We start from the raw sequence: 19848 nt of genomic DNA, 5'->3' as shown, positions 1-19848 counted from the left end.
CGTCACATCAGGCCTTGGCGAGGCTGCGCGACAGCTCGATCATCCGTTCCACGGCGCGGCGCGCCGGCACCGCGATCTTTTCGGGCACGATCACCTCGGGCGACATGCTGTGCAGCGACCACAGAACCTTTTCGAGGCTGATCATCTTCATGTAGGGGCACATGTTGCACGGCTTCTGGAACGCCACGTCCGGGAAGGCGTCGGTGATGTTCGAGGCCATCGAGCATTCGGTGACCAGAAGCGCCTTCTTGGGCCGCTCGCGGTCGATCCAGTCGATGATGCCGCTGGTCGAGCCGGTGAAATCCGCCTCGGCCGTCACTTCGGTCGTGCATTCGGGGTGGGCGATGATCTTCACCTCCGGATCGGCGGCGCGGTAGGCGCGCATCTCCTCGGCGGTGTACTGCTCGTGGACGATGCAGCTGCCCTCCCACCAGACGATGCGCTTGGTGCTGTCCTTGGCCACGTTGCGCGCGAGGTGCTGGTCAGGGGTCATTATGACCGTATCGCTCTCCATCGCCTCGACGATCTGCAGCGCGTTGGCCGAGGTGCAGCAGATGTCGGAGGCGGCCTTCACCTCCGCCGTGGTGTTGACATAGCTCACCACCGGCGCGCCCGGGTATTGGCGGCGCATCTCGGCGATGCCCTCGGCGGTGATGCTTTCGGCCAGCGAACAGCCCGCGTTCATGTCGGGCATCAGCACGATCTTGGCCGGGTTCAGGATCTTCGAGGTCTCGGCCATGAAGTGCACGCCGCATTGCACGATCACCTGCGCCTCGACGCGGGTGGCCTCGATGGCGAGCTGCAGGCTGTCGCCCACCACGTCGGCGATGCCGTGATAGATCTCGGGCGTCATGTAGTTATGCGCGAGGATCACCGCGTCGCGTTCGCGCTTGAGCGTGTTGATCGCCTCGACATAGGGCGCGTGCATCGCCCAGTCGACGGGGCTCAGCACCTTGTCCATGCGCGCATAGAGATGGGCCTGTCGTTCCGCCGCCTCCACCGATGGCGCGAGGTCGTAATGCCGCGCGAGTTCCTCGCGCATGATGCCAGTCTCAAACATGTGCCTCACCTTGCGTCAGCCGGTTGGGATTGCCTCATACAGGGGCGTGACGAGAAGTTCCAGATCGCGCGTTCAGGACCTCAATCCGAAGCCCACCGCCCAGAGCGTCAGCAGCGTACCAGTGACCAGCGCATAGGCACCGTTCCATTTCAGCCCGATATGCAACGCGCTCTTGCCGGCGAAATTGCCGGTGAGCAGCGTCGTCGCCGTGAAGGGCGACGTGATGCCCGACAGCGCCCAGCCGGCGGTGATTGCGACGAAAAGCGCCACCGGGCTCACCCCCATCGCCTCGGGGGCGGGCAGGAGCGGAAACAGCAGGGTCACGCTCAGGATCGGGTTCATGCCGAGCTGGCCGGTGACGGGAATGAACCAGACCAGCAGCCCGAGGATCAGCGGCCCGGGCAGCGCCTCGATCAGCGGCGCGAACTCGGCCACATGCGGTGCCAGCAGCCCCGCCCCGGTCGTGCCGATATAGCCCGCCATCATCAGCAGCGTCAGCTCGGGACGGTAGCGCGGCAGCTCCCGGGCGGCGTAGCGCCCCGCCCGTCCGACGGCACCGCGCGCGCCCTCCTGCAGCACCAGCCAGCCCAGCGCCAGCAGCGGCACCACCAGAAGCACCGCGCCGACCACGCGCACCTCGAAAACCACGTGCAGGAGCCAGACCGGCACGCCGAGAAGCGCCAGCAGCAGCAACAGCGGCAACACCGCGCCCGGCCCGCCCTCCGGGGTGTGGCGCAGCGGAGTATGGGTAAGCTTGGGCTTGAAGATCTGGTCCATGGCCCAGCCCGTGCCGGCGACGATGAGCCCGGTGACGAGGGCGGGCAGGACCGTGGCCTTGTAGGGCGCGGCGGGCAAAAGAGCGCCGGTGATCGCCACCGAGAACGACAGCGGCGACCATGGCAGCACCGACACGAAGCCGCGCTGGATCGCCAGAAGCATCCGCCGCGTGCGGTGGAACCGAATTTCCGGGTCGCTCTCGCGGGCCGAACTGGCGACCGAGAGACTGCCCAAAAGCGCGATGGAGCCGTAGTTCAAGAGCACCGAGAAGGCCTGCCCGCCCAGCGTCAGCGCGAGGTAGCGCCGACCGGGCGGCTGCCCCGCCAGATAACGGCCGCAGGCGCGGATTGCAGGAGAGGTCTCGGCCGCAGAGCGCAGCGTCGCCAGCGCGACGAAGAACCCGCCGATGAAAGCCGCCGAGCCGAGCCCGGCCAGCACGCGCGCCGTCCAGTCGCCGCCCTGCGCCCAGAGCGCCGCAGTGACGGCGAGCGCCACCACCACGAAACCCAGCCTGCGCCCGCGCAGCCGCCATGCCAGCAGCGCCACCACCGGCGGCACGCTCCAAGCGGCCCACAGGCCCGCGCCGCTTGATGGGGCCCAATCCTTGAGCGTGACGAAGATCGTCATGGCGACCAGCGCCGCGCCGAGCAGCGGCTCGGCCCGCGCGGCGACGGGTGGCGCATCCGCATTGGAGGGGGCGGTGCGACGAAGGGGCGATCGAGTGGCCATGAGTCCGGTCCGGGAAAACTGGCGCGACCATGCCCGCGCGGCCCCGCAGCCGCAAGACAGCCCGGACATGGCGGGCAATGAGGACGATCCGTCGCGTTTCCGCCGGGTCAGAGGGACGCAGGGTCTTGCCTGACGTGGCCCGCTGGGACAACCTGCCGTCACAACGCATCGGCCTGCCGTCACCTCGCGTGCCGGAATGGCCGGGCAGTCAGGGAGAACGACATGAAGATAAAGACATGGCTCGCCGCAGGCGCGGCCACCCTTGCCCTCGCGGGCGCCGCGCAAGCGCAGAACCTCGTCTATTGCTCGGAAGGCAGCCCCGAGGGCTTCGACCCCGCGCTTTATACCTCCGGCACCACCTTCGACGCCTCGTCGCACACGGTCTACAACCACCTCACCGAGTTCAAGACCGGCACCACCGAAGTGGTCCCCGGCCTCGCCGAGAGCTGGGACGTGTCCGAGGACGGCACCGAGATCACCTTCAACCTGCGTCAGGGCGTGAAATTCCACTCCAACGACCAGTTCACGCCGACCCGCGACTTCAACGCCGATGACGTGATCTTCTCGTTCGAGCGTCAGGGTGACGAGAACCACCCCTTCAACAAGGCCTCCGGCGGCACTTGGGAGTACTATCAGGGCATGTCGATGCCCGATCTCGTCGAGAGCATCGAGAAGATCGACGACTACACCGTCAAGTTCACGCTGACCCGTCCCGAGGCGCCCTTCATTGCCAACATGGCGATGGATTTCGCCTCGATCCTTTCGGCCGAATACGCCGAGAGCGTCAAGGATAACCCCGAAATGCTGAACCAGCAGCCGATCGGCACCGGACCGTTCAGCTTCGTCGCCTACCAAAAGGACGCGGTGATCCGCTTCGCGCGCTTCGACGACTATTGGGGCGAGCCTGCCAAGGTCGAGAACCTGATCTTCGCGATCACGCCCGACGCGAGCGTGCGCTACCAGAAGCTGCAGGCGGGCGAGTGCCACGTCATGCCCTATCCCAACCCCGCCGACATCGCCGCGATGAAGGAGGCCGAGGGCATCGAGGTGATGGAGCAAGAGGGCCTCAATGTCGGCTACCTTGCCTACAACACCCAGCAGGCACCGTTCGACCAGCCCGAGGTGCGCCGCGCCCTCAACATGGCGATCGACAAGCAGGCGATCCTTGACGTGGTGTTCCAAGGCTCGGGCTCGGTCGCCAAGAACCCGATCCCACCGATCATGTGGTCCTACAACGACGCGGTCGAAGACGATCAGCATGATCCCGAAGCCGCCAAGGCAATGCTCGAAGAGGCCGGCGTCACCGACCTGTCGATGAAGATCTGGCGATGCCGGTGCAGCGCCCCTACAACCCGAACGCGCGGCGCATGGCCGAATTGATCCAAGAGGACATGTCCGAGATCGGCGTCGATGTCGAAATCGTCTCCTACGAGTGGGGCGAGTATCTCGAGCGCTCCAAGGAGGTCGATCGCGACGGCGCGGTGCTGCTCGGCTGGACCGGCGACAACGGCGATCCGGACAACTTCCTCGCCGTGCTGCTCGGCTGTGACGGCGTCGGCGGCTCGAACCGTGCCCAGTGGTGCAACGAGGAGTTCGAGGCGCTGATCCAGGACGCCAAGACCAAGACCACGCAAGAAGAGCGCGCGGCGCTCTACGAGCAGGCGCAGGTCGTGTTCAAAGAGCAGGCGCCTTGGGCCACCATCGCCCATTCGGTCGTGTCGATGCCGATGCGCGAAGAGGTCGAAGGCTACGTGGTGCACCCGCTGGGCGGCCACATCTTCCACGATGTGAGCATCGCGGAGTAATCCGCGTGCGCTGAACTCCGGGGTCCGGGGCTGTCATGGCTCCGGGCCCTACGCGTCTTTGGGGCCTGTCGCTTGACCCTGCCGGGGGCCGGGGCGCAGGCTGGACCGGACCCCGCGTCAAGGATCACGATAACTCGACAGCTTCGTGATCCTTGTGCTATTTGGCCCACTGCGGGGGCGTTCCCGCGCTGGAATGCCTCCCTTCCTCGACCTCGATCGCCCTGACCGACGCCCAGATGCACCAGCAACAGGAGACCCGAACCGGCATGGTCATCCTCTCATTCATCAGCCCCGTCGCGTCCGCGCGCCGGGGCCACTGCAAGGCGGGCCGCTAGATGCTGCGCTACGTGCTGTCGCGCTTCGCGACCTTCCTGCCGACCTTCATCGGCGTGACCCTCATCTCGTTCGCCTTCATCCGCGTGCTGCCGGGCGATCCGATCATCGTCATGGCGGGCGAACGCGGCATGTCGCAGGAGCGTTATGACGAGCTGGTGATCCAGTTCGGCTTCGACCGCCCCGTCCTCGTACAGTACTGGGAATATCTGACCGGCGTTCTGCAAGGCGACCTCGGCACCAGCTATGTCACCAAGCGGCCCGTGTGGGACGAGTTTTTCGCCCTGTTCCCGGCAACGCTGGAGCTGTCGATCTGTGCGATGATCTTCGCGGTGGCCCTTGGCCTTCCGGCGGGTGTCATCGCCGCGATGAACCGTGGCAAGTTCTATGACCGTGCGCTGATGTCCACCGCCCTTATCGGCTACTCGATGCCGATCTTCTGGTGGGCGCTTTTGCTGATCATCGTGTTTTCGGGCAATCTCGGCTGGACCCCGGTCTCGGGTCGGATCGACCTGCTTTACTACTTTCCCGACACCACCGGCTTCATGCTGATCGACAGCCTGCTGTCGGGCCAGAGCGGCGCCTTCACCTCCGCCGTGCGGCACCTGATCCTGCCGACCATCGTTCTCGGGACCATCCCGCTCGCGGTGATCGCGCGACAGACCCGTTCGGCGATGCTGGAAGTCCTTGGTGAAGACTACATCCGCACGGCGCGTGCCAAGGGCCTGCCGCCGGGCCGGATCAACGGCATCCACGCGCTCCGCAACGCGCTCATTCCCGTCATCACCGTGATCGGCCTTTCGGTCGGCACGCTGCTCGCGGGCGCGATCCTCACCGAGACGATCTTTTCATGGCCGGGCATCGGCAAGTGGATGGTCGATTCGATCTTCCGCCGCGACTACCCGGTCGTGCAGGGCGGGCTGCTGCTCATCGCCGTGATGGTGATGGTGGTGAACCTGACCGTCGACCTGCTCTACGGCCTCATCAACCCCAAGATCAGGAAGCGCTGATGGACCACGCACTCTCCAAAGAGGTGGAAACCCAGGTCGAGCAGCGCCCCGGTCGCCTGCGCGAGTTCTGGTTCTATTTTCGCGAAAACCGCGGTGCCGTGTTCGGTTTCTGGATTTTCGTCGCCTTCGTGATCGTCGCCGCCACCGCGCCGTGGATCGCACCGCACGACCCCACCCAGCAGTTCCGCGAATTCGCGCTGATCCCGCCGGTCTGGCAGGAGGGCGGCAACTGGAGCTTCCCGCTGGGCACCGATCCGCTAGGTCGCGACATGCTCTCACGGCTCTTGAACGGCGCGCGGTATTCGTTCTTCGTCGGCATCGTCGTGGTCGTCGTCGCGGCGTCGGGCGGCATCCTTTTGGGTCTTCTGGCGGGTTTCTCGCCGAAATGGCTCGACGCGCTGATCATGCGGCTGATGGACATCATCCTCGCCTTCCCGTCGCTTTTGCTGGCGCTGGTTCTGGTGGCGATCCTTGGGCCGTCGCTCACCAATGCGATGATCGCCATCGCGATCGTGCTGCAGCCGCATTACGTGCGCCTCACCCGCGCCAGCGTCATCGGCGAGCTGGGCAAGGATTACGTCACTTCGGCCCGAGTCGCGGGCGCCGGGCTGTGGCGGCTGATGTTCGTCACGGTGCTGCCCAACTGCCTCGCGCCGATCATCGTGCAGGCCGCACTCAGCTTCTCGACCGCGATCCTCGACGCCGCTGCCTTGGGCTTTCTCGGCATGGGCGCGCAGCCGCCGACCCCGGAATGGGGCACCATGCTGGCCGAAGCGCGCGAGTTCATCCTGCGTGCGTGGTGGGTGGTTACCCTCCCCGGCCTCGCGATCCTGATCACCGTGCTCGCCATCAACCTGATGGGCGACGGTCTGCGCGACGCGCTCGACCCGAAACTGAAGCGGAGCTGATCTCATGAGCCTTCTGAGACTGCGCAACCTCTCGGTCGAGTTCGCGACCACCGGCGGTCGGTTCCGCGCCGTCGACCAGGTCGATCTCGACGTGGACAAGGGCGACGTTCTTGCCATCGTCGGCGAAAGCGGATCGGGCAAGTCGGTGTCGATGCTGGCGCTGATGGGGCTGCTGCCCTGGACCGCCAAGGTGACGGCCGACGAGATGGTCTTCGACGGGCACGACTTGTCGAAGATGTCGGCCCGCGCCCGCCGCAAGATTGTCGGCAAGGATCTGGCGATGATCTTCCAAGAGCCAATGTCCTCGCTCAACCCCTGCTTCACCGTGGGCTTCCAGATCCGCGAGGCGCTGCGGATCCATCTCGGGATGGACCGTCGCGCCGCACAGGCGCGGGCGCTGGAGCTGTTCGAACTGGTCGGCATTCCCGACCCCGAACAGCGGTTGAAAGCCTTTCCGCACCAGATGTCGGGCGGCATGAACCAGCGGGTGATGATCGCCATGGCGATCTCGTGCAGCCCCAAGCTGCTGATCGCCGACGAACCGACCACCGCGCTCGACGTGACGATCCAGGCCCAGATCCTTGATCTGCTGGTACGGCTGCGTGACGAAACCGGCATGGGACTGGTGCTGATCACTCACGACATGGGCGTGGTTGCGGAAACGGCGCAGCGCGTCTCGGTGCATTACGCGGGCCAAAAGGTCGAGGAGCAACCGGTGCGCCCGCTGTTCCGGTCGCCGCATCACCCCTACACCTCGGCGCTTCTGGCCGCCCTCCCCGAGCGCGCGACCGACAAGCGGCTCCCCACCATCCCCGGTGTGGTGCCGGGGCAGTTCGACCGGCCGCAGGGCTGCCTTTTCTCGCCGCGCTGTCCCTATGCGGACGACCATTGCCGCAAGGTGCCCCCCGCACCGCGCGGGCCGGATCTCGGCCTCGCGCGCTGCCACTACCCGCTCAACACCGACGAAAGGCTTGCCTCGTGAGTGCCGTGACCACCGACGCCCCGACCACCAAGACCGGCCCCGTCGTCACCGCGCGCGGGCTGACTCGCCACTACGAGGTGGGCGGCGGGCTGTTCAGCAAGCCGAAGACCGTGCGCGCGCTGTCGGATCTCGACTTCGAATTGAGCCCCGGCCGTACCTTGGCCGTGGTGGGCGAATCCGGTTGCGGCAAGTCCACGCTGGCCCGCGTCGTGACCCTGATCGAGGAGCCGACGCGCGGCGAGCTGTCGATCTCGGGCACCGACGCCACGCCGGACGCTTGGAAAGGCCTGCGGTCCAAGGTGCAGATCGTATTCCAGGACCCCTACGGCTCGCTCAACCCGCGCCAGCGGATCGGGCAGATCCTGATGGAGCCGCTGCTCATCAACCGCGCCTCGATGCCGAAATCCGAGCGCGAGGCCAAGGCACGCGAGATGCTGCGCCTCGTGGGCCTGCGCCCCGAGCATTTCGACCGCTACCCGCACATGTTCTCGGGCGGACAGCGCCAGCGCATCGCCATCGGCCGGGCGTGATGCTCGAGCCCGAGGTGCTGGTGCTCGACGAGCCGGTCTCGGCGCTCGACGTGTCGATCCAGTCCTCGGTGCTGAACCTGCTGATCGACCTGCAGGAGCGGATGCAGCTGGCCTATCTCTTCATCAGCCACGACCTGTCGGTGGTGCGTCATGTCGCCGACGACGTGACGGTGATGTATCTGGGCCGGGCGGTGGAGACGGGCCCGAAGGACATGATCTTCGACAACCCGCAGCACCCCTACACCAAGGCGCTCTTGTCGGCGACGCCGCGCGCCGATCCCGAGGCCAGCAAGGAACGCATCAAGCTTCAGGGCGAATTGCCGTCGCCGCTGGCGGTGCCACCGGGCTGCGCCTTCGCGCCGCGCTGCTGGAAGGCGCAGGACAAGTGCCGCGCCGCGCGTCCCCTGCTCGACGGGGCGACGCAGAAATCGGCCTGCTTCTTTCCCGAAGGGGACGGCAAACCATCGGCCGAGGCACCGGCAGGCTGAGGCGTGCGAAAGAGAGACCGAACTGTCCCAGCGTCGCGATTGAGGCAGACATTGCAGTGCCCTCTCGGGGTGGGCAACCGGATGCCACGCGCCACCCCAGCGCCTTTAATATTGCACAAATCTTTAACAAAGCCACAGAATGCGTGGCCCTTATATCGGTCATTCGAAATTTCAGGGAGGTGTCATGAGCGAACATTCCGCCCCAGTATGTTGGATCTCGGGCGCGGGCCCTGCACCGGATGAGGGCAAATCATGCCGCACCGGAGATCTGCTTTGAGTAGCGAAATGGCACGGATGCCCGACGCGCAGGCGCAGGCCGAAAGGCGCTCCGCCGAGATGTGGGCCGAAGACACGGCCAGCAAGGCGATGGGAATGGCCCTTGTGGAGGTCGGCCCCGGCCGGGCCGTCATGACGATGCGGGTGCGCGAGGTCATGGTGAACGGCCATGGCACGCTGCATGGCGGCCTGACCTTCGCCTTCGCCGACAGCGTCTTTGCCTTCGCCGCCAACAGCTATGACTACCAAGCCGTGGGCGTGCAGTGTGACATCGTCTACCACGCGCCGGGACGGCTCGGCGACCTGCTGGTCGGCACCGGGACCGAGGTGACGCGTGCCGGGCGCTCCGGGCTCTACGACGTGGCGGTGCGGCGAGAGGACGGAACCCTGATCGCCAGCTTTCGGGGGACCTCGCGGATCGTGATGCCGCGTGGTGGATGACCGGTGACGAGTCCCCGGCACGCCATCGGCGCATGGGCCCGTCGGAGGATACGTCCCGTTCGCTTCGGAGCTGCTCCCCGATCGGCTGCGGACATGAGCGGGTTTCGCCTTTGAATTGTGCCTTTGACGCGAGGGCAGTACACCGCCCCTTGCGCATCATCCGGAGCCGACATGTCACCTGACCTTCTCGATCGAGCCCTCGCCGCCAACCCGGTCAGCGCCGGAGCCTTCATCGTCACGCTTTATGGTGACGTGGTGGCCCCGCGGGGCGGCGAGATCTGGATGGGCAACATCATCACCGCCTGCGCTGCCGTGGGGCTGAACGAAAGCAGGGTCCGCACCGCCGTCTCGCGGCTGGTGGCAGCCAAGCGGATCGAGGGGGTGAAGGACGGACGCCGCAGCTTCTACCGCCTCACACCTGCAGCCGAAGACGAATTTCAGCGCGCGGCGCGGCTGATCTATCGCCGCCCGCGCGTCGAGCCGCTCAGGGGCTGGCACCTCGTGACGCTGCCGCAGGGACCGGGACGCGAGGCGCTGGTGACGCGGCTCACCCGGCTGCGCTTCGGCATGGCAGAACCCTACCTCGCGATCCTGCCCGACCGGGGCGATGGCCTGCCCCCTTTGGGCGCGCCGCATTTTCGCGCGACGACCGGGGACGATCTCAGCGAGATGGCCCGCACCGCATGGCCGCTCGATGCGCTGGCCGAACGGATGCGGCATTTCATGGAAGGCTTCGCGCCTCTGGAAGGGCTTGCCTGCAGCCCCGAGGAGGCGCTGGGCCTGCGGCTTCTTCTGGTTCATGTCTACCGCGACATCGCGCTGTCGGACCCGGCCCTGCCCTTGGGCCTGCTGCCGGACGACTGGCAGGGGCCGGAGGTGCGCGCGCTGTTCGCGCGGCTCTATTTGCATCTCACCTCCGGCGCCGATGCCGCCGTGGCACGCGATTTCATCGATCGCGACGGACCGCTGCGGGCCGATCCGACGCGGATCGCCCGGCGCATCGCAGATCTCTCCTACGACTGACGGGCTCCGCAAACCCGACAGGACAGGCCTGCGGTGAAGCATCACGTATTATAGAAAGCGTATCTTGAAATGTGCCCCTTAATATGTCACATCTTCCAAGCAGCCCCGCACTTCATGTGCGGAATGGACCCTAGCCGCCGCAGGAGATCCGACATGTATGCACAGCTCGTCGAGACCGGGGCCGCCGAAGCTTCGGAGAAGGACCGGGAGTTTCAGGAGAAGATCGATCGCGGCGTGCGGATCGAGGCGAATGACTGGATGCCCGAGGGTTATCGCAAGACGCTGATCCGCCAGATCAGCCAGCACGCCCATTCCGAGATCGTGGGCCAGCTTCCCGAGGGCAACTGGATCACCCGCGCGCCAAGCCTACAGCGCAAGGCGATCCTGCTGGCCAAGGTGCAAGACGAGGCGGGCCATGGCCTTTACCTCTACTGCGCCGCCGAGACGCTCGGGATCAGCCGCGACGAGATGACGGCGCAGCTCTTGTCGGGCAAGGCCAAGTACTCTTCGATCTTCAACTACCCGACCCTGACCTGGGCCGATATCGGTGCCGTCGGCTGGCTCGTGGATGGCGCCGCGATCATGAACCAGGTGCCGCTGCAACGTTGCTCCTACGGCCCCTATTCCCGTGCGATGATCCGGGTGTGCAAGGAGGAGAGCTTCCACCAGCGGCAGGGCTTCGACATCATGCGCCAGCTGTGCCAGGGCACCGATGACCAGAAGGCGATGGCGCAGGACGCGCTCGATCGCTGGTGGTGGCCTTCGCTGATGATGTTCGGCCCCTCCGACAAGGACTCGGTGCATTCCGAGCAGTCGACGAAGTGGGGCATCAAGCAGAACACCAATGACGAACTGCGTCAGAAATTCGTCGACCAGACCGTGCCACAGGCCGGGTGGCTGGGCCTCACTGTGCCCGACCCGGACCTCGCTTGGAACGAGGAGAAGGGGGGCCATGATTTCGGAGAGCCGGACTGGTCCGAGTTTCACGAGGTGCTCAGGGGCAACGGCCCGTGCAACCGCGACCGGCTGGCGGCGCGCAACAAGGCTTGGGACGACGGCGCGTGGTATCGCGACGGGCTGACTGCCCATGCCGAGAAACGACGGAACATGGTGGCGGAGGGGGCGGCATGAGCAAGGAATGGCCCCTGTGGGAGATCTTCATTCGCGGCCAGCACGGGCTGTCGCATCGGCATGTCGGCTCGCTGCACGCGCCCGACGCCGAGATGGCGCTCAGGAACGCGCGTGACGTCTATACGCGTCGCAACGAGGGTATGAGCATCTGGGTGGTGGAATCGAACAAGATCACCGCCTTCGATCCCGACATGGCCGAGCAGAACTTTGCCGCGCCGAAATCAAAGGTCTATCGCCACCCGAGTTTCTTCGAGATTCCCGACGAGGTGGGGGCGATGTGATGGACCCGCTCGTCACCTTCTGCCTGCGCATGGGCGACACGACGCTGATCCTCGGACAGCAGACGGCGGCGTGGTGCGGCCACGCGCCGGTGCTGGAAGAGGACATCGCCTTCGCCAATATGGGCCTCGACCTGATCGGCCAGACCCAGCTGTGGTACGAGATCGCGGCGCAGGCCGAGGGACAAGGCCGCACGCCTGACGACCTCGCCTTCTTCCGCACCGAGCGGCAGTTCCTCAACGCGCAGCTGGTGGAGCGGCCCAATGTCGACTTCGCCCACGCACTGATGCGGCAATACCTGTTCGATGCGTGGCACCTGCCGATACAGGAGGCGCTGTGCGAGAGCGGCCATCAGGCGATCCGCGAACTGGCGCAGAAGTCGGTCAAGGAAGTACGCTATCACATCGACCGCTCGCGCGATCTGATCGTGCGGCTGGGCGACGGCTCGGAGGAAAGCCACGCGATGATGCAGGGCGCGCTTGATGCGCTCTGGCCCTATGCCGCCGACCTGATGGCAATCGACGCCGTCGAGCAGGCGCTTGTCGGGATCGGCATGCTGCCCCCGCTCGACCGCGTGGCATGCGCTTTCGAGGCCGAGACTGCCGTAACGCTGGACCGCGCGACGCTGGCGATCCCCGGCAACGGTCACGCCCGCACCGGTGGCCGCACCGGCATCCACACCGAGACCATGGGCTATATCCTGGCCGAGATGCAGCAGATCCCGCGCAGCTTCCCCGACGCGCGCTGGTGAGTGCGATGCGCCCCGATCCCGACACCGTGCGTGGCTGGCTGGGCAAGGTGCCCGACCCCGAGATCCCGGCGATCTCGGTCGTCGACCTCGGCATCGTTCGCGGTGTCGGCTGGGAGGATGAGACGTTGGTCGTCGACGTTACGCCGACCTATGCAGGCTGCCCCGCGACGCTGGTGATCGCGCTCGATATCGAAACCGCGCTGCGTGACCGCGGCATCGACAAGGTGGAGGTGCGCCGCCGCATGTCGCCGCCATGGTCGACCGACTGGATCAGCCCCGAAGGCCGGCGGAAGCTGCTCGATTACGGCATCGCACCGCCGCAACTGAACGCGGCCAACTGTGTGGGCATGCTGTCGGCTCAGAGCGCCGCCTGCCCGCTTTGCGGGTCGAAAAACACCGAGGCCATCGCGGCGCGCGGCTCCACCCCCTGCAAGGCGCAGTTCCGCTGCCGCGACTGCCGCGAGCCCTTTGGTTACTTCAAGGCGATCTGATGCAAGAGTTTCATCCGCTGACCGTTACCGGCATCGATCACGACACCCGCGACGCGGTGGTGGTCTCGCTCGCCCCCGCCCAAGGCGATTGCGAGAAATTCCGTTTCCGCGCCGCCCAGTACCTCACTTTCCGCCGCGAATTCGAGGGTGAGGAACTGCGCCGCTCCTACTCGATCTGCGCCGCGCCGGAGGAAGGGCTGCGGGTCGGCATCAAGAAGGTCGAAGGAGGGGCGTTTTCGAGCTTTGCCAAGCACGAACTGAAGGTTGGCGACACGCTCGACGCGCTGCCGCCGCAGGGCCGCTTCGCCGCCCCCGAGGACGCTGGTGAAAAGTATTATCTCGGCTTCGCTGCCGGATCGGGCATCACCTCGGTTCTGTCGATCGCCAAAAGCATCCTCGCGGGCTCGGACCGCGCCCGCTTCACGCTGGTCTATGGCAACCGACAGCTGTCGTCGGTGATGTTCAAGCGCGAGATCGGCGATCTCAAGGACCGCTATCTCGACCGGCTGAATGTCGTGCATGTCTTTTCCGGCGAGGCGCAGGAGATCGAGCTTTTCTCGGGCCGGATCGACGCCGAGAAATGCCGCGCGCTGTTCGGGCCATGGGTGAGCCCCGATGCCGAGATGGCCTTCATCTGCGGCCCCGAGGCAATGATGAAGGACGTGGCGCGCGCGCTTGAGGAAGCGGGCATGCCGAAGGACCGCATCAAGTTCGAACTGTTCGGCGCGGCGCAGCCCGGACGCGCCAAGATGCGCAAGGCCGCCCAGGCCGCGCGCGAGAGCGGTGAGATGATCAGCGCGACCGTGATCCTCGACGGCGTGTCGCGCAGCTTCACCATGCCGCGCACCGGTCAATCGGTGCTGGAGGCAGCGCGCGAACACGACATCGACGCGCCCTTCTCCTGCAAGGCGGGGGTCTGTTCGACCTGCATCGGCCGGGTGAAGTCGGGCGAGGTCGAGATGATGCAGAACTACGCTCTTGAGGACAACGAGGTGGCGGACGGTCTGGTGCTGACCTGCCAGTGCCTGCCGCTGTCGGATGAGATCGTCATCGAATACGAAGGACACTGAGAGATGCTGGACGCCATCCCCACCGAGCCGCGCCGCCTTGAAAGCTATGTCGCGGGCCGCTGGCAGGCCGGCACCGGCGAGGGTCAGGTCGTGGCCGATGCCGCGACCGGTGATCCGGTGGCCCGCGTCGACGCCACTGGCATCGACATGGGCGAGATGCTGCGCCATGGCCGCGAGGTCGGCGGCCCCGCCCTGCGCGAGATGACGACGCATCAGCGCGCGATGATGATGAAGCGGATCGGTTTGGCGCTGATGGAGCGCAAGGAGGAGCTTTACGCGATCTCCACCGCCACGGGGGCGACCCGTTCGGATGGCTGGATCGATATCGAGGGTGGCATCGGCACGATGCTCTCCTACGCCTCCAAGGGCCGGCCCGAGCTGCCCAATGCCCATGTCGTTCCCGATGGCGCGCCGGAGATCCTGTCGAAGGATGGCAGCTTCATCGGTCAGCACATCCTGATGCCGCTGGAGGGGGTGGCGATCCACATCAACGCCTTCAACTTTCCGGTCTGGGGGATGCTGGAGAAGCTCTCGCCGACATGGCTCGCGGGCATGCCCGCCATCGTGAAGCCCGCAAGCCAGACCTCCTATCTCACCGAGGCCTGCGTGCGGTTGATCCTTGAGATCGGTAAGCTGCCCGAGGGCGCGCTGCAATTGATCTGCGGTCGCACCGGCGACCTGTTGGACCGCGTGACCTGTCAGGACGTGGTGACCTTCACCGGCTCCGCCACGACCGCGCGCAAGCTGCGCAACACGCCCGCGATCATCGAGAACGCGGTGCGCTTTATCGCCGAGGCCGACAGTCTGAACGCCTGTATTCTTGGTCAAGATGCCACGCCAGACAGCCCTGAATTCGGACTGTTCATCAATGAAGTGCATCGAGAAATGACCGCCAAGGCGGGCCAGAAGTGCACCGCGATCCGCCGGGCCATCCTGCCGCGCACCCTGATCGAACCGGCGATCGAGGCGCTGCGGGCGCGGATTGAGAAAACCGTGATCGGGCATCCCGGCGACGCGGCCACCCGCATGGGCGCGCTGGCCTCGATCGATCAGGTCGAGGAAGTTCGCCGCGCCGTCGAGGCGATCGGAGCCGAGGCACGCATCGTGATCGCGCCGGGTCCGGTGCCGGAGAAAGGCGCCTTCATGTCTCCTTGCGTGCTGGTCTGCGACGCGCCGCTGACCGCGAAGGCCCCGCACGAGATCGAGGCCTTCGGCCCGGTCTGCACGCTGATGCCCTATGACAGCCTCGACGAGGCGATCGAGATCGCCAATCGCGGCGCGGGTTCGCTGGTGGCCTCGGTCTTCACCGACGATGCGGAGGTCGCGAAGTCCCTCGGGTGCGGCATCGCCAAGCTGCATGGCCGGGTGCTGTTCGGCAACCGGCGCTCGGCCAAGACCTCGACCGGCCATGGCTCCCCCCTGCCCCAGATGGTGCATGGCGGGCCGGGCCGCGCCGGTGGTGGCGAGGAGTTGGGCGGCATGCGCGCGGTGAAGCACTTCATGCAGCGCACCGCCCTGCAGGGCACGCCCGACCAACTGACGGCCGTGATCGGCCAGTGGATGCCCGGCGCGAGCCGCCGCGAGACCGACATCCACCCGTTCCGCAAGTCGCTCGCCGAGCTGGAGATCGGCGACACCATCGTCACCAAGACCCGCAAGGTGACGCTCGAGGATATCGAGCATTTCGCCAATTTCACCGGCGACAGCTTCTACGCCCACATGGACGAGGCCGCTGCCCGGCGGAACCCGTTCTTCGAGGGCCGCGTCGCACATGGCTACCTGATCGTCTCCTTCGCCGCCGGGCTCTTCGTGCAGCCCGACGAGGGTCCGGTGCTAGCGAACTACGGCGTCGACAATTTGCGCTTCATGACCCCGGTCAACGCAGGCGACAGCTTGCGCGTCCAGCTCACCGCCAAGCAGATCAATCCACGCGAGATCGACGATTACGGCGAGGTGCGCTGGGACTGCACCGTGCTGCGCGAGGATGCCGAGGTGGTGGCGCAATACGACGTGCTGACACTGGTGGCCAAGGAGCAAAGGACATGGTGATGGTCCGCGACATCACACAGCAGGACGCCGCCTCGCAGCCCGCGCAACCGTCCGGGACGCTCGCCGCCTATGCGCTGGAGGATCGCTACAGGCAGACCCGAGGCCGCGTGTTCCTGACCGGCACGCAGGCGCTGGTGCGGATCATGCTCGACCAGTCTCGCCGCGACAGGGCGGCAGGGCTGACCACCGCCGGTTTCGTCTCGGGCTATCGCGGCTCGCCTCTGGGCGCGCTCGACATGGAGATGTGGCGCGGCAAGATGCAGCTCGAAGAGTACCGGATCGAGTTCCTGCCCGCCGTGAACGAGGATCTTGGCGCCACTGCCGTGCTCGGCGCGCAGCAGGTCGCGCTCGATCCCCGTGCCGAGGTCGAGGGCGTGTTTTCCATGTGGTACGGCAAGGGGCCGGGCGTCGATCGTTCGGGCGACGCGCTCAAGCATGGCAATGCCTATGGTTCATCCCCCAAGGGCGGGGTGCTGGTGGTGGCGGGCGACGATCATGGCTGCGTGTCGTCCTCGATGTCGCACCAATCCGACGTCGCCTTCATGGCGTGGTTCATGACGGTGCTGAACCCGGCCTCGGTCGCCGAATACCTCCCTTCGGCGAATGGGGCTTCGCGCTGTCGCGCTTTTCCGGCGCTTGGGTCGGCTTCAAGGCGATTTCCGAGACGGTGGAGAGCGGCCAGTCGGTCGAGCTGTCGCCGCCGCGCGATTTCAGGCAGCCCGACTACCTGGCACCCCAAGGTGGGCTGCATGTGCGGCTGTCGGACCTGCCCAGCCCCGAGATCGAGGCGCGGATGCAGCACAAGCTCGCCGCCGTGCAGGCCTTTGCCGAGGCCAACCCGATCGACCGCGCGATATACGGCATCGAGGATGCCCGCTTCGGCATCGTCAGCACCGGCAAGGGCCATCTCGACCTGATGGAGGCTCTGCGGCTGCTCGGGCTCGACGAGGCCGAATGCCGCCGCCTCGGGATCGACATCTACAAGGTCGGCATGGTCTGGCCTCTGGCGCGAAAGGCCGCGCTCGACTTCGTGCAGGAAAAGCAGGAGGTGCTGGTCGTCGAGGAAAAGCGCGGCATCATCGAAAGCCAGCTCAAGGAATATTTCTACGACTGGCCCGGCCACAAGCCCGAGCGCATGGTCGGCAAATTCGACGGGCCGGGCAATCCGCTGCTGCCATGGACAGGGGAGCTGTCGCCCAAGGTGCTGCTGCCGGTGCTGGCCAAGCGGCTCGACAAACTGTTTCCCGAGGAGGGGTTTCCGGCCAAGGCGCGCGCGCTGACCGAGACGCCGCCCCCGATCCTGTCGATCCCCGGCGCGACTCGCACGCCCTATTTCTGCTCGGGCTGTCCGCACAACACTTCGACCAAGCTGCCCGAGGGCAGCCAGGCGAATTCGGGCATCGGCTGCCACGTCATGGCGTCCTGGATGGATCGCGAGACGCTGGGCTACGCACAGATGGGCGGCGAAGGCGTGCCCTGGGTCGCGGCGTCCAAGTTCAATGGCGGCCGCCACATCTTCCAGAACCTGGGCGAAGGCACTTGGTATCACTCCGGGAGCCTCGCGATCCGGCAGTCGGTCGCGGCGAAAGCCAACATCACCTACAAGATCCTCTACAATGACGCCGTCGCCATGACCGGCGGCCAACCGGTGGACGGCCCGGTGAGCGTGCAGGGCATCGCCCAGTCCTGCCGTGCCGAAGGGGTCGAGCGGATCGCTCTGGTCTCGGACGACCCGCTGAAGTTCAAGCACGCCGATTTCCCGGTCGGCACGACCATCGACCATCGCCGCGATCTCGACCGGATCCAGCGCGAGCTGCGCGAGATCCCGGGCGTCACGGTGCTGATCTACGAGCAGACCTGTGCCACCGAAAAGCGCCGCCGCCGCAAGCGCGGCACGCTGGAGGACCCCAAGCGCTTCGCCGTCATCAACGAGCTGGTCTGCGAGGGTTGCGGCGACTGCTCGGTTGCCTCGAACTGCCTCAGCGTCGAGCCGAAGGAGACCGAGTTCGGTCGCAAGCGGAAGATCAACCTGTCGAGCTGCAACAAGGATTTCTCCTGCCTCGAAGGCTTCTGCCCGAGCTTCGTCACCGTCGAGAGCGCGACGCGCAGAAAACGCGAGGGCGCGGGGCTGGACGCGCGGACCATGGCCGCCGAGTTGCCGGTGCCTGCTCTGACCGATCTCTCGACACCCTACGAGCTTCTGGTCTCGGGTGTCGGCGGCACCGGCGTCGTCACCGTGGGCGCGCTGATCACCATGGCCGCGCATCTGGAGGGCAAGGGGTCGAGCGTGCTCGACTTTACCGGTTTCGCACAGAAGTTCGGTACGGTGCTGAGCTATATCCGCCTCGCCCGAAGCCCCGAAGACATTCATCAGGTCCGCGTCGAGGCGGGCATGGCAGATGCTGTGATCGCCTGCGACATCGTCGCCTCGTCCTCGCCGAGGGCCAGCGTGTGCTACCGGCGTGGCACGCGTGTCGTGCTCAACCGGGCCGAGATGCCCACCGGCGATCTGGTGCTGCACCGCGACGCCGATCTGCGCGTCGATGCGCGCGAGGCCGCGATCGCGGCCGCCGTCGGCGCGAACCGGATCGACGCCTTCGATGCCAATGCCGCCGCCGAGACGCTTCTGGGCGACGCGGTGTTCTCGAATGTGATGATGCTGGGCCATGCATGGCAAAGCGGGCTCGTGCCGGTCGGCTTCGCCGCGCTGGAGCGGGCGGTGGAGCTGAACGGCGTCGCGGTCGAGACGAACCACATGGCGCTGGCCTATGGTCGGCTGATGGCGGCGCGGCCCGATCTTCTGACAGAGGCTTTGGGTCAGACGCCCACTGCGCCGGAGCCGCTTGAGTGGCTGATATCGCGCCGCGCCGAATTCCTGACCGAGTATCAGGATGCCGCATGGGCCCAGCGCTACCGCGACAGGCTCTCGGGCTTTCATACCGCGCTCGACCTGCCGCGGCCCGAGGCCGAAGCCCTGACGCGGCTGGCCGCGATCTCGCTGTTCAAGCTGATGTCCTACAAGGATGAATACGAGGTCGCGCGGCTGCATGGCGATGCCGGGTTCCACGCCCGGCTCGCGGCCGAGTTCGAGGAGGGCTTCACGCTCAGGCACCATCTCGCGCCGCCGCTTCTGCCATTGGGACGCGATTCGCGCGGACGTCCGCGCAAGCATGGCTTCGGCCGCTGGATCCGCCCGGTGTTTGGGGGGCTTGCCCGGATGAAGCGGCTCAGGGGCACCGTGCTCGATCCCTTCGGCCGCACCGAAGAACGGCGCATGGAGCGCGAATTGATCGGCTGGTTCGAAGGGGTGATGTCGGATTGTGCCGAGGCTGCCGGATCATGCGAACCCGGTCTTTGCGAGGGGCTGCTGTCGGCCCCGATGGAAATCCGCGGCTTTGGTCCGGTCAAGGCCGAGGCGGCGGCCAAGGTTCGGCCCCGTGTCGAGGTGCAACGCGCGACATTGCATCGGCAGCGGAGCGGCGCCGCTCCGCTGAGCCGGGATCAGGCGGCGGCGGTCGCCTTGCCGCCGGCGAACAAACCGCGCAGCTTCATGCGCAGTCCACGCGCCATGGCCGAAACCATCTCGGACCGCATCTGGCGGGCTTCGAGCATCACGGCATCGATTTCGGACGGGGTGGGGTGGGTGTAACGAACGATCTGGGTCATCTTCGGCTCTCTTGGGCTCAACTGCGAGCGCTGTCGCCCGCACCACCGA

Annotated in this window: 14 protein-coding genes and 3 pseudogenes; 14 read left to right on the top strand and 3 right to left on the bottom strand. The window is 66.4% G+C overall.

Features of this window, described 5'->3' with window-relative positions:
• Positions 1–7: 7 nt before the first annotated feature.
• Together nadA and MBELCI_RS02220 are read right to left on the bottom strand one after the other, a co-directional pair.
• Positions 8–1060: a quinolinate synthase NadA gene (nadA, locus tag MBELCI_RS02225; protein ID WP_021692516.1), complete on the bottom strand. Its 1053-nt coding sequence runs from the start codon at positions 1058–1060 to the stop codon at positions 8–10.
• 72 nt (positions 1061–1132) lie between these two features.
• A complete protein-coding gene (locus MBELCI_RS02220; protein WP_021692515.1) occupies positions 1133–2566 on the bottom strand; it encodes a hypothetical protein in 1434 nt (477 codons plus the stop codon).
• A gap of 222 nt (positions 2567–2788) precedes the next feature.
• On the opposite strand from MBELCI_RS02220, the pseudogene MBELCI_RS02215 reads away from it, so the two are divergent.
• The 14 genes and pseudogenes from MBELCI_RS02215 to MBELCI_RS02150 all read left to right on the top strand — a co-directional run.
• Positions 2789–4371 (top strand): annotated as a pseudogene (locus tag MBELCI_RS02215) (ABC transporter substrate-binding protein).
• 335 nt (positions 4372–4706) lie between these two features.
• Positions 4707–5714, top strand: coding sequence for an ABC transporter permease subunit (locus MBELCI_RS02210; protein ID WP_021692513.1), 1008 nt, complete (start codon positions 4707–4709; stop codon positions 5712–5714).
• Entirely contained in the window at positions 5714–6622 is a 909-nt protein-coding gene (locus MBELCI_RS02205; RefSeq protein WP_021692512.1) for an ABC transporter permease subunit, read from the top strand. The genes MBELCI_RS02210 and MBELCI_RS02205 overlap by 1 nt, the downstream gene beginning before the upstream one ends.
• A 4-nt stretch (positions 6623–6626) precedes the next feature.
• A complete protein-coding gene (locus MBELCI_RS02200; protein WP_021692511.1) occupies positions 6627–7604 on the top strand; it encodes an ABC transporter ATP-binding protein in 978 nt (325 codons plus the stop codon).
• A pseudogene (locus MBELCI_RS02195) lies at positions 7601–8622 on the top strand (dipeptide ABC transporter ATP-binding protein). Before MBELCI_RS02200 ends, MBELCI_RS02195 begins: the two are co-directional and overlap by 4 nt.
• A 273-nt stretch (positions 8623–8895) precedes the next feature.
• Entirely contained in the window at positions 8896–9339 is a 444-nt protein-coding gene (gene paaI, locus MBELCI_RS02190; protein ID WP_235047552.1) for a hydroxyphenylacetyl-CoA thioesterase PaaI, read from the top strand.
• A 171-nt stretch (positions 9340–9510) separates the two neighbouring features.
• Entirely contained in the window at positions 9511–10362 is an 852-nt protein-coding gene (locus MBELCI_RS02185) for a PaaX family transcriptional regulator (protein WP_021692508.1), read from the top strand.
• 153 nt (positions 10363–10515) lie between these two features.
• The gene (gene paaA, locus MBELCI_RS02180) at positions 10516–11493 is read left to right on the top strand and encodes a 1,2-phenylacetyl-CoA epoxidase subunit PaaA (protein ID WP_021692507.1); all 978 of its coding nucleotides are present in this window, start codon (positions 10516–10518) and stop codon (positions 11491–11493) included.
• Positions 11490–11774, top strand: a complete 285-nt coding sequence (gene paaB / locus MBELCI_RS02175; RefSeq protein ID WP_021692506.1) for a 1,2-phenylacetyl-CoA epoxidase subunit PaaB — start codon at positions 11490–11492, stop codon at positions 11772–11774. The genes paaA and paaB overlap by 4 nt, the downstream gene beginning before the upstream one ends.
• Positions 11774–12523, top strand: coding sequence for a 1,2-phenylacetyl-CoA epoxidase subunit PaaC (gene paaC / locus MBELCI_RS02170; protein WP_021692505.1), 750 nt, complete (start codon positions 11774–11776; stop codon positions 12521–12523). The genes paaB and paaC overlap by 1 nt, the downstream gene beginning before the upstream one ends.
• A gap of 5 nt (positions 12524–12528) precedes the next feature.
• Positions 12529–13014, top strand: a complete 486-nt coding sequence (gene paaD, locus MBELCI_RS02165; RefSeq protein WP_021692504.1) for a 1,2-phenylacetyl-CoA epoxidase subunit PaaD — start codon at positions 12529–12531, stop codon at positions 13012–13014.
• Complete coding sequence (locus MBELCI_RS02160; RefSeq protein ID WP_021692503.1) at positions 13014–14084, top strand: 2Fe-2S iron-sulfur cluster-binding protein; 1071 nt, start codon at positions 13014–13016, stop codon at positions 14082–14084. Before paaD ends, MBELCI_RS02160 begins: the two co-directional genes overlap by 1 nt.
• Positions 14085–14087: 3 nt before the next feature.
• Positions 14088–16133 carry a phenylacetic acid degradation bifunctional protein PaaZ gene (gene paaZ / locus MBELCI_RS02155; RefSeq protein ID WP_021692502.1) on the top strand — a complete coding sequence of 682 codons (2046 nt, stop codon included), beginning with the start codon at positions 14088–14090 and terminating at the stop codon, positions 16131–16133.
• Positions 16133–19596 (top strand): annotated as a pseudogene (locus MBELCI_RS02150) (indolepyruvate ferredoxin oxidoreductase family protein); the annotation flags it as partial. The gene paaZ and the pseudogene MBELCI_RS02150, both read left to right, overlap by 1 nt.
• A gap of 38 nt (positions 19597–19634) precedes the next feature.
• On the opposite strand, the gene MBELCI_RS22450 reads toward MBELCI_RS02150, so the two are convergent.
• Positions 19635–19715 (bottom strand): hypothetical protein, encoded by an 81-nt coding sequence (locus tag MBELCI_RS22450; RefSeq protein ID WP_369385338.1) that lies wholly within the window; start codon positions 19713–19715, stop codon positions 19635–19637.
• Between the last annotated feature and the right edge of the window lie 133 nt (positions 19716–19848).

The organism is Limimaricola cinnabarinus LL-001 (assembly GCF_000466965.1).
In the GTDB taxonomy this organism is placed as follows: domain Bacteria; phylum Pseudomonadota; class Alphaproteobacteria; order Rhodobacterales; family Rhodobacteraceae; genus Limimaricola; species Limimaricola cinnabarinus.
Note: the sequence above shows the minus strand (reverse complement) of the source record. Positions and strands in the feature narration are given on the sequence as shown.

Excerpts from the sequence above, each read along its gene's own strand:
- MBELCI_RS02185 (WP_021692508.1), top strand. The coding sequence starts at position 9,511 with ATGTCACCTGACCTTCTCGATCGAGCCCTCGCCGCCAACCCGGTCAGC.
- MBELCI_RS22450 (WP_369385338.1), bottom strand. The coding sequence starts at position 19,715 with ATGGTTTCGGCCATGGCGCGTGGACTGCGCATGAAGCTGCGCGGTTTG.
- paaZ (WP_021692502.1), top strand. The coding sequence starts at position 14,088 with ATGCTGGACGCCATCCCCACCGAGCCGCGCCGCCTTGAAAGCTATGTC.
- MBELCI_RS02220 (WP_021692515.1), bottom strand. The coding sequence starts at position 2,566 with ATGGCCACTCGATCGCCCCTTCGTCGCACCGCCCCCTCCAATGCGGAT.
- paaC (WP_021692505.1), top strand. The coding sequence starts at position 11,774 with ATGGACCCGCTCGTCACCTTCTGCCTGCGCATGGGCGACACGACGCTG.
- MBELCI_RS02200 (WP_021692511.1), top strand. The coding sequence starts at position 6,627 with ATGAGCCTTCTGAGACTGCGCAACCTCTCGGTCGAGTTCGCGACCACC.
- MBELCI_RS02160 (WP_021692503.1), top strand. The coding sequence starts at position 13,014 with ATGCAAGAGTTTCATCCGCTGACCGTTACCGGCATCGATCACGACACC.
- paaD (WP_021692504.1), top strand. The coding sequence starts at position 12,529 with ATGCGCCCCGATCCCGACACCGTGCGTGGCTGGCTGGGCAAGGTGCCC.
- nadA (WP_021692516.1), bottom strand. The coding sequence starts at position 1,060 with ATGTTTGAGACTGGCATCATGCGCGAGGAACTCGCGCGGCATTACGAC.
- paaB (WP_021692506.1), top strand. The coding sequence starts at position 11,490 with ATGAGCAAGGAATGGCCCCTGTGGGAGATCTTCATTCGCGGCCAGCAC.
- MBELCI_RS02205 (WP_021692512.1), top strand. The coding sequence starts at position 5,714 with ATGGACCACGCACTCTCCAAAGAGGTGGAAACCCAGGTCGAGCAGCGC.
- paaA (WP_021692507.1), top strand. The coding sequence starts at position 10,516 with ATGTATGCACAGCTCGTCGAGACCGGGGCCGCCGAAGCTTCGGAGAAG.
- MBELCI_RS02210 (WP_021692513.1), top strand. The coding sequence starts at position 4,707 with ATGCTGCGCTACGTGCTGTCGCGCTTCGCGACCTTCCTGCCGACCTTC.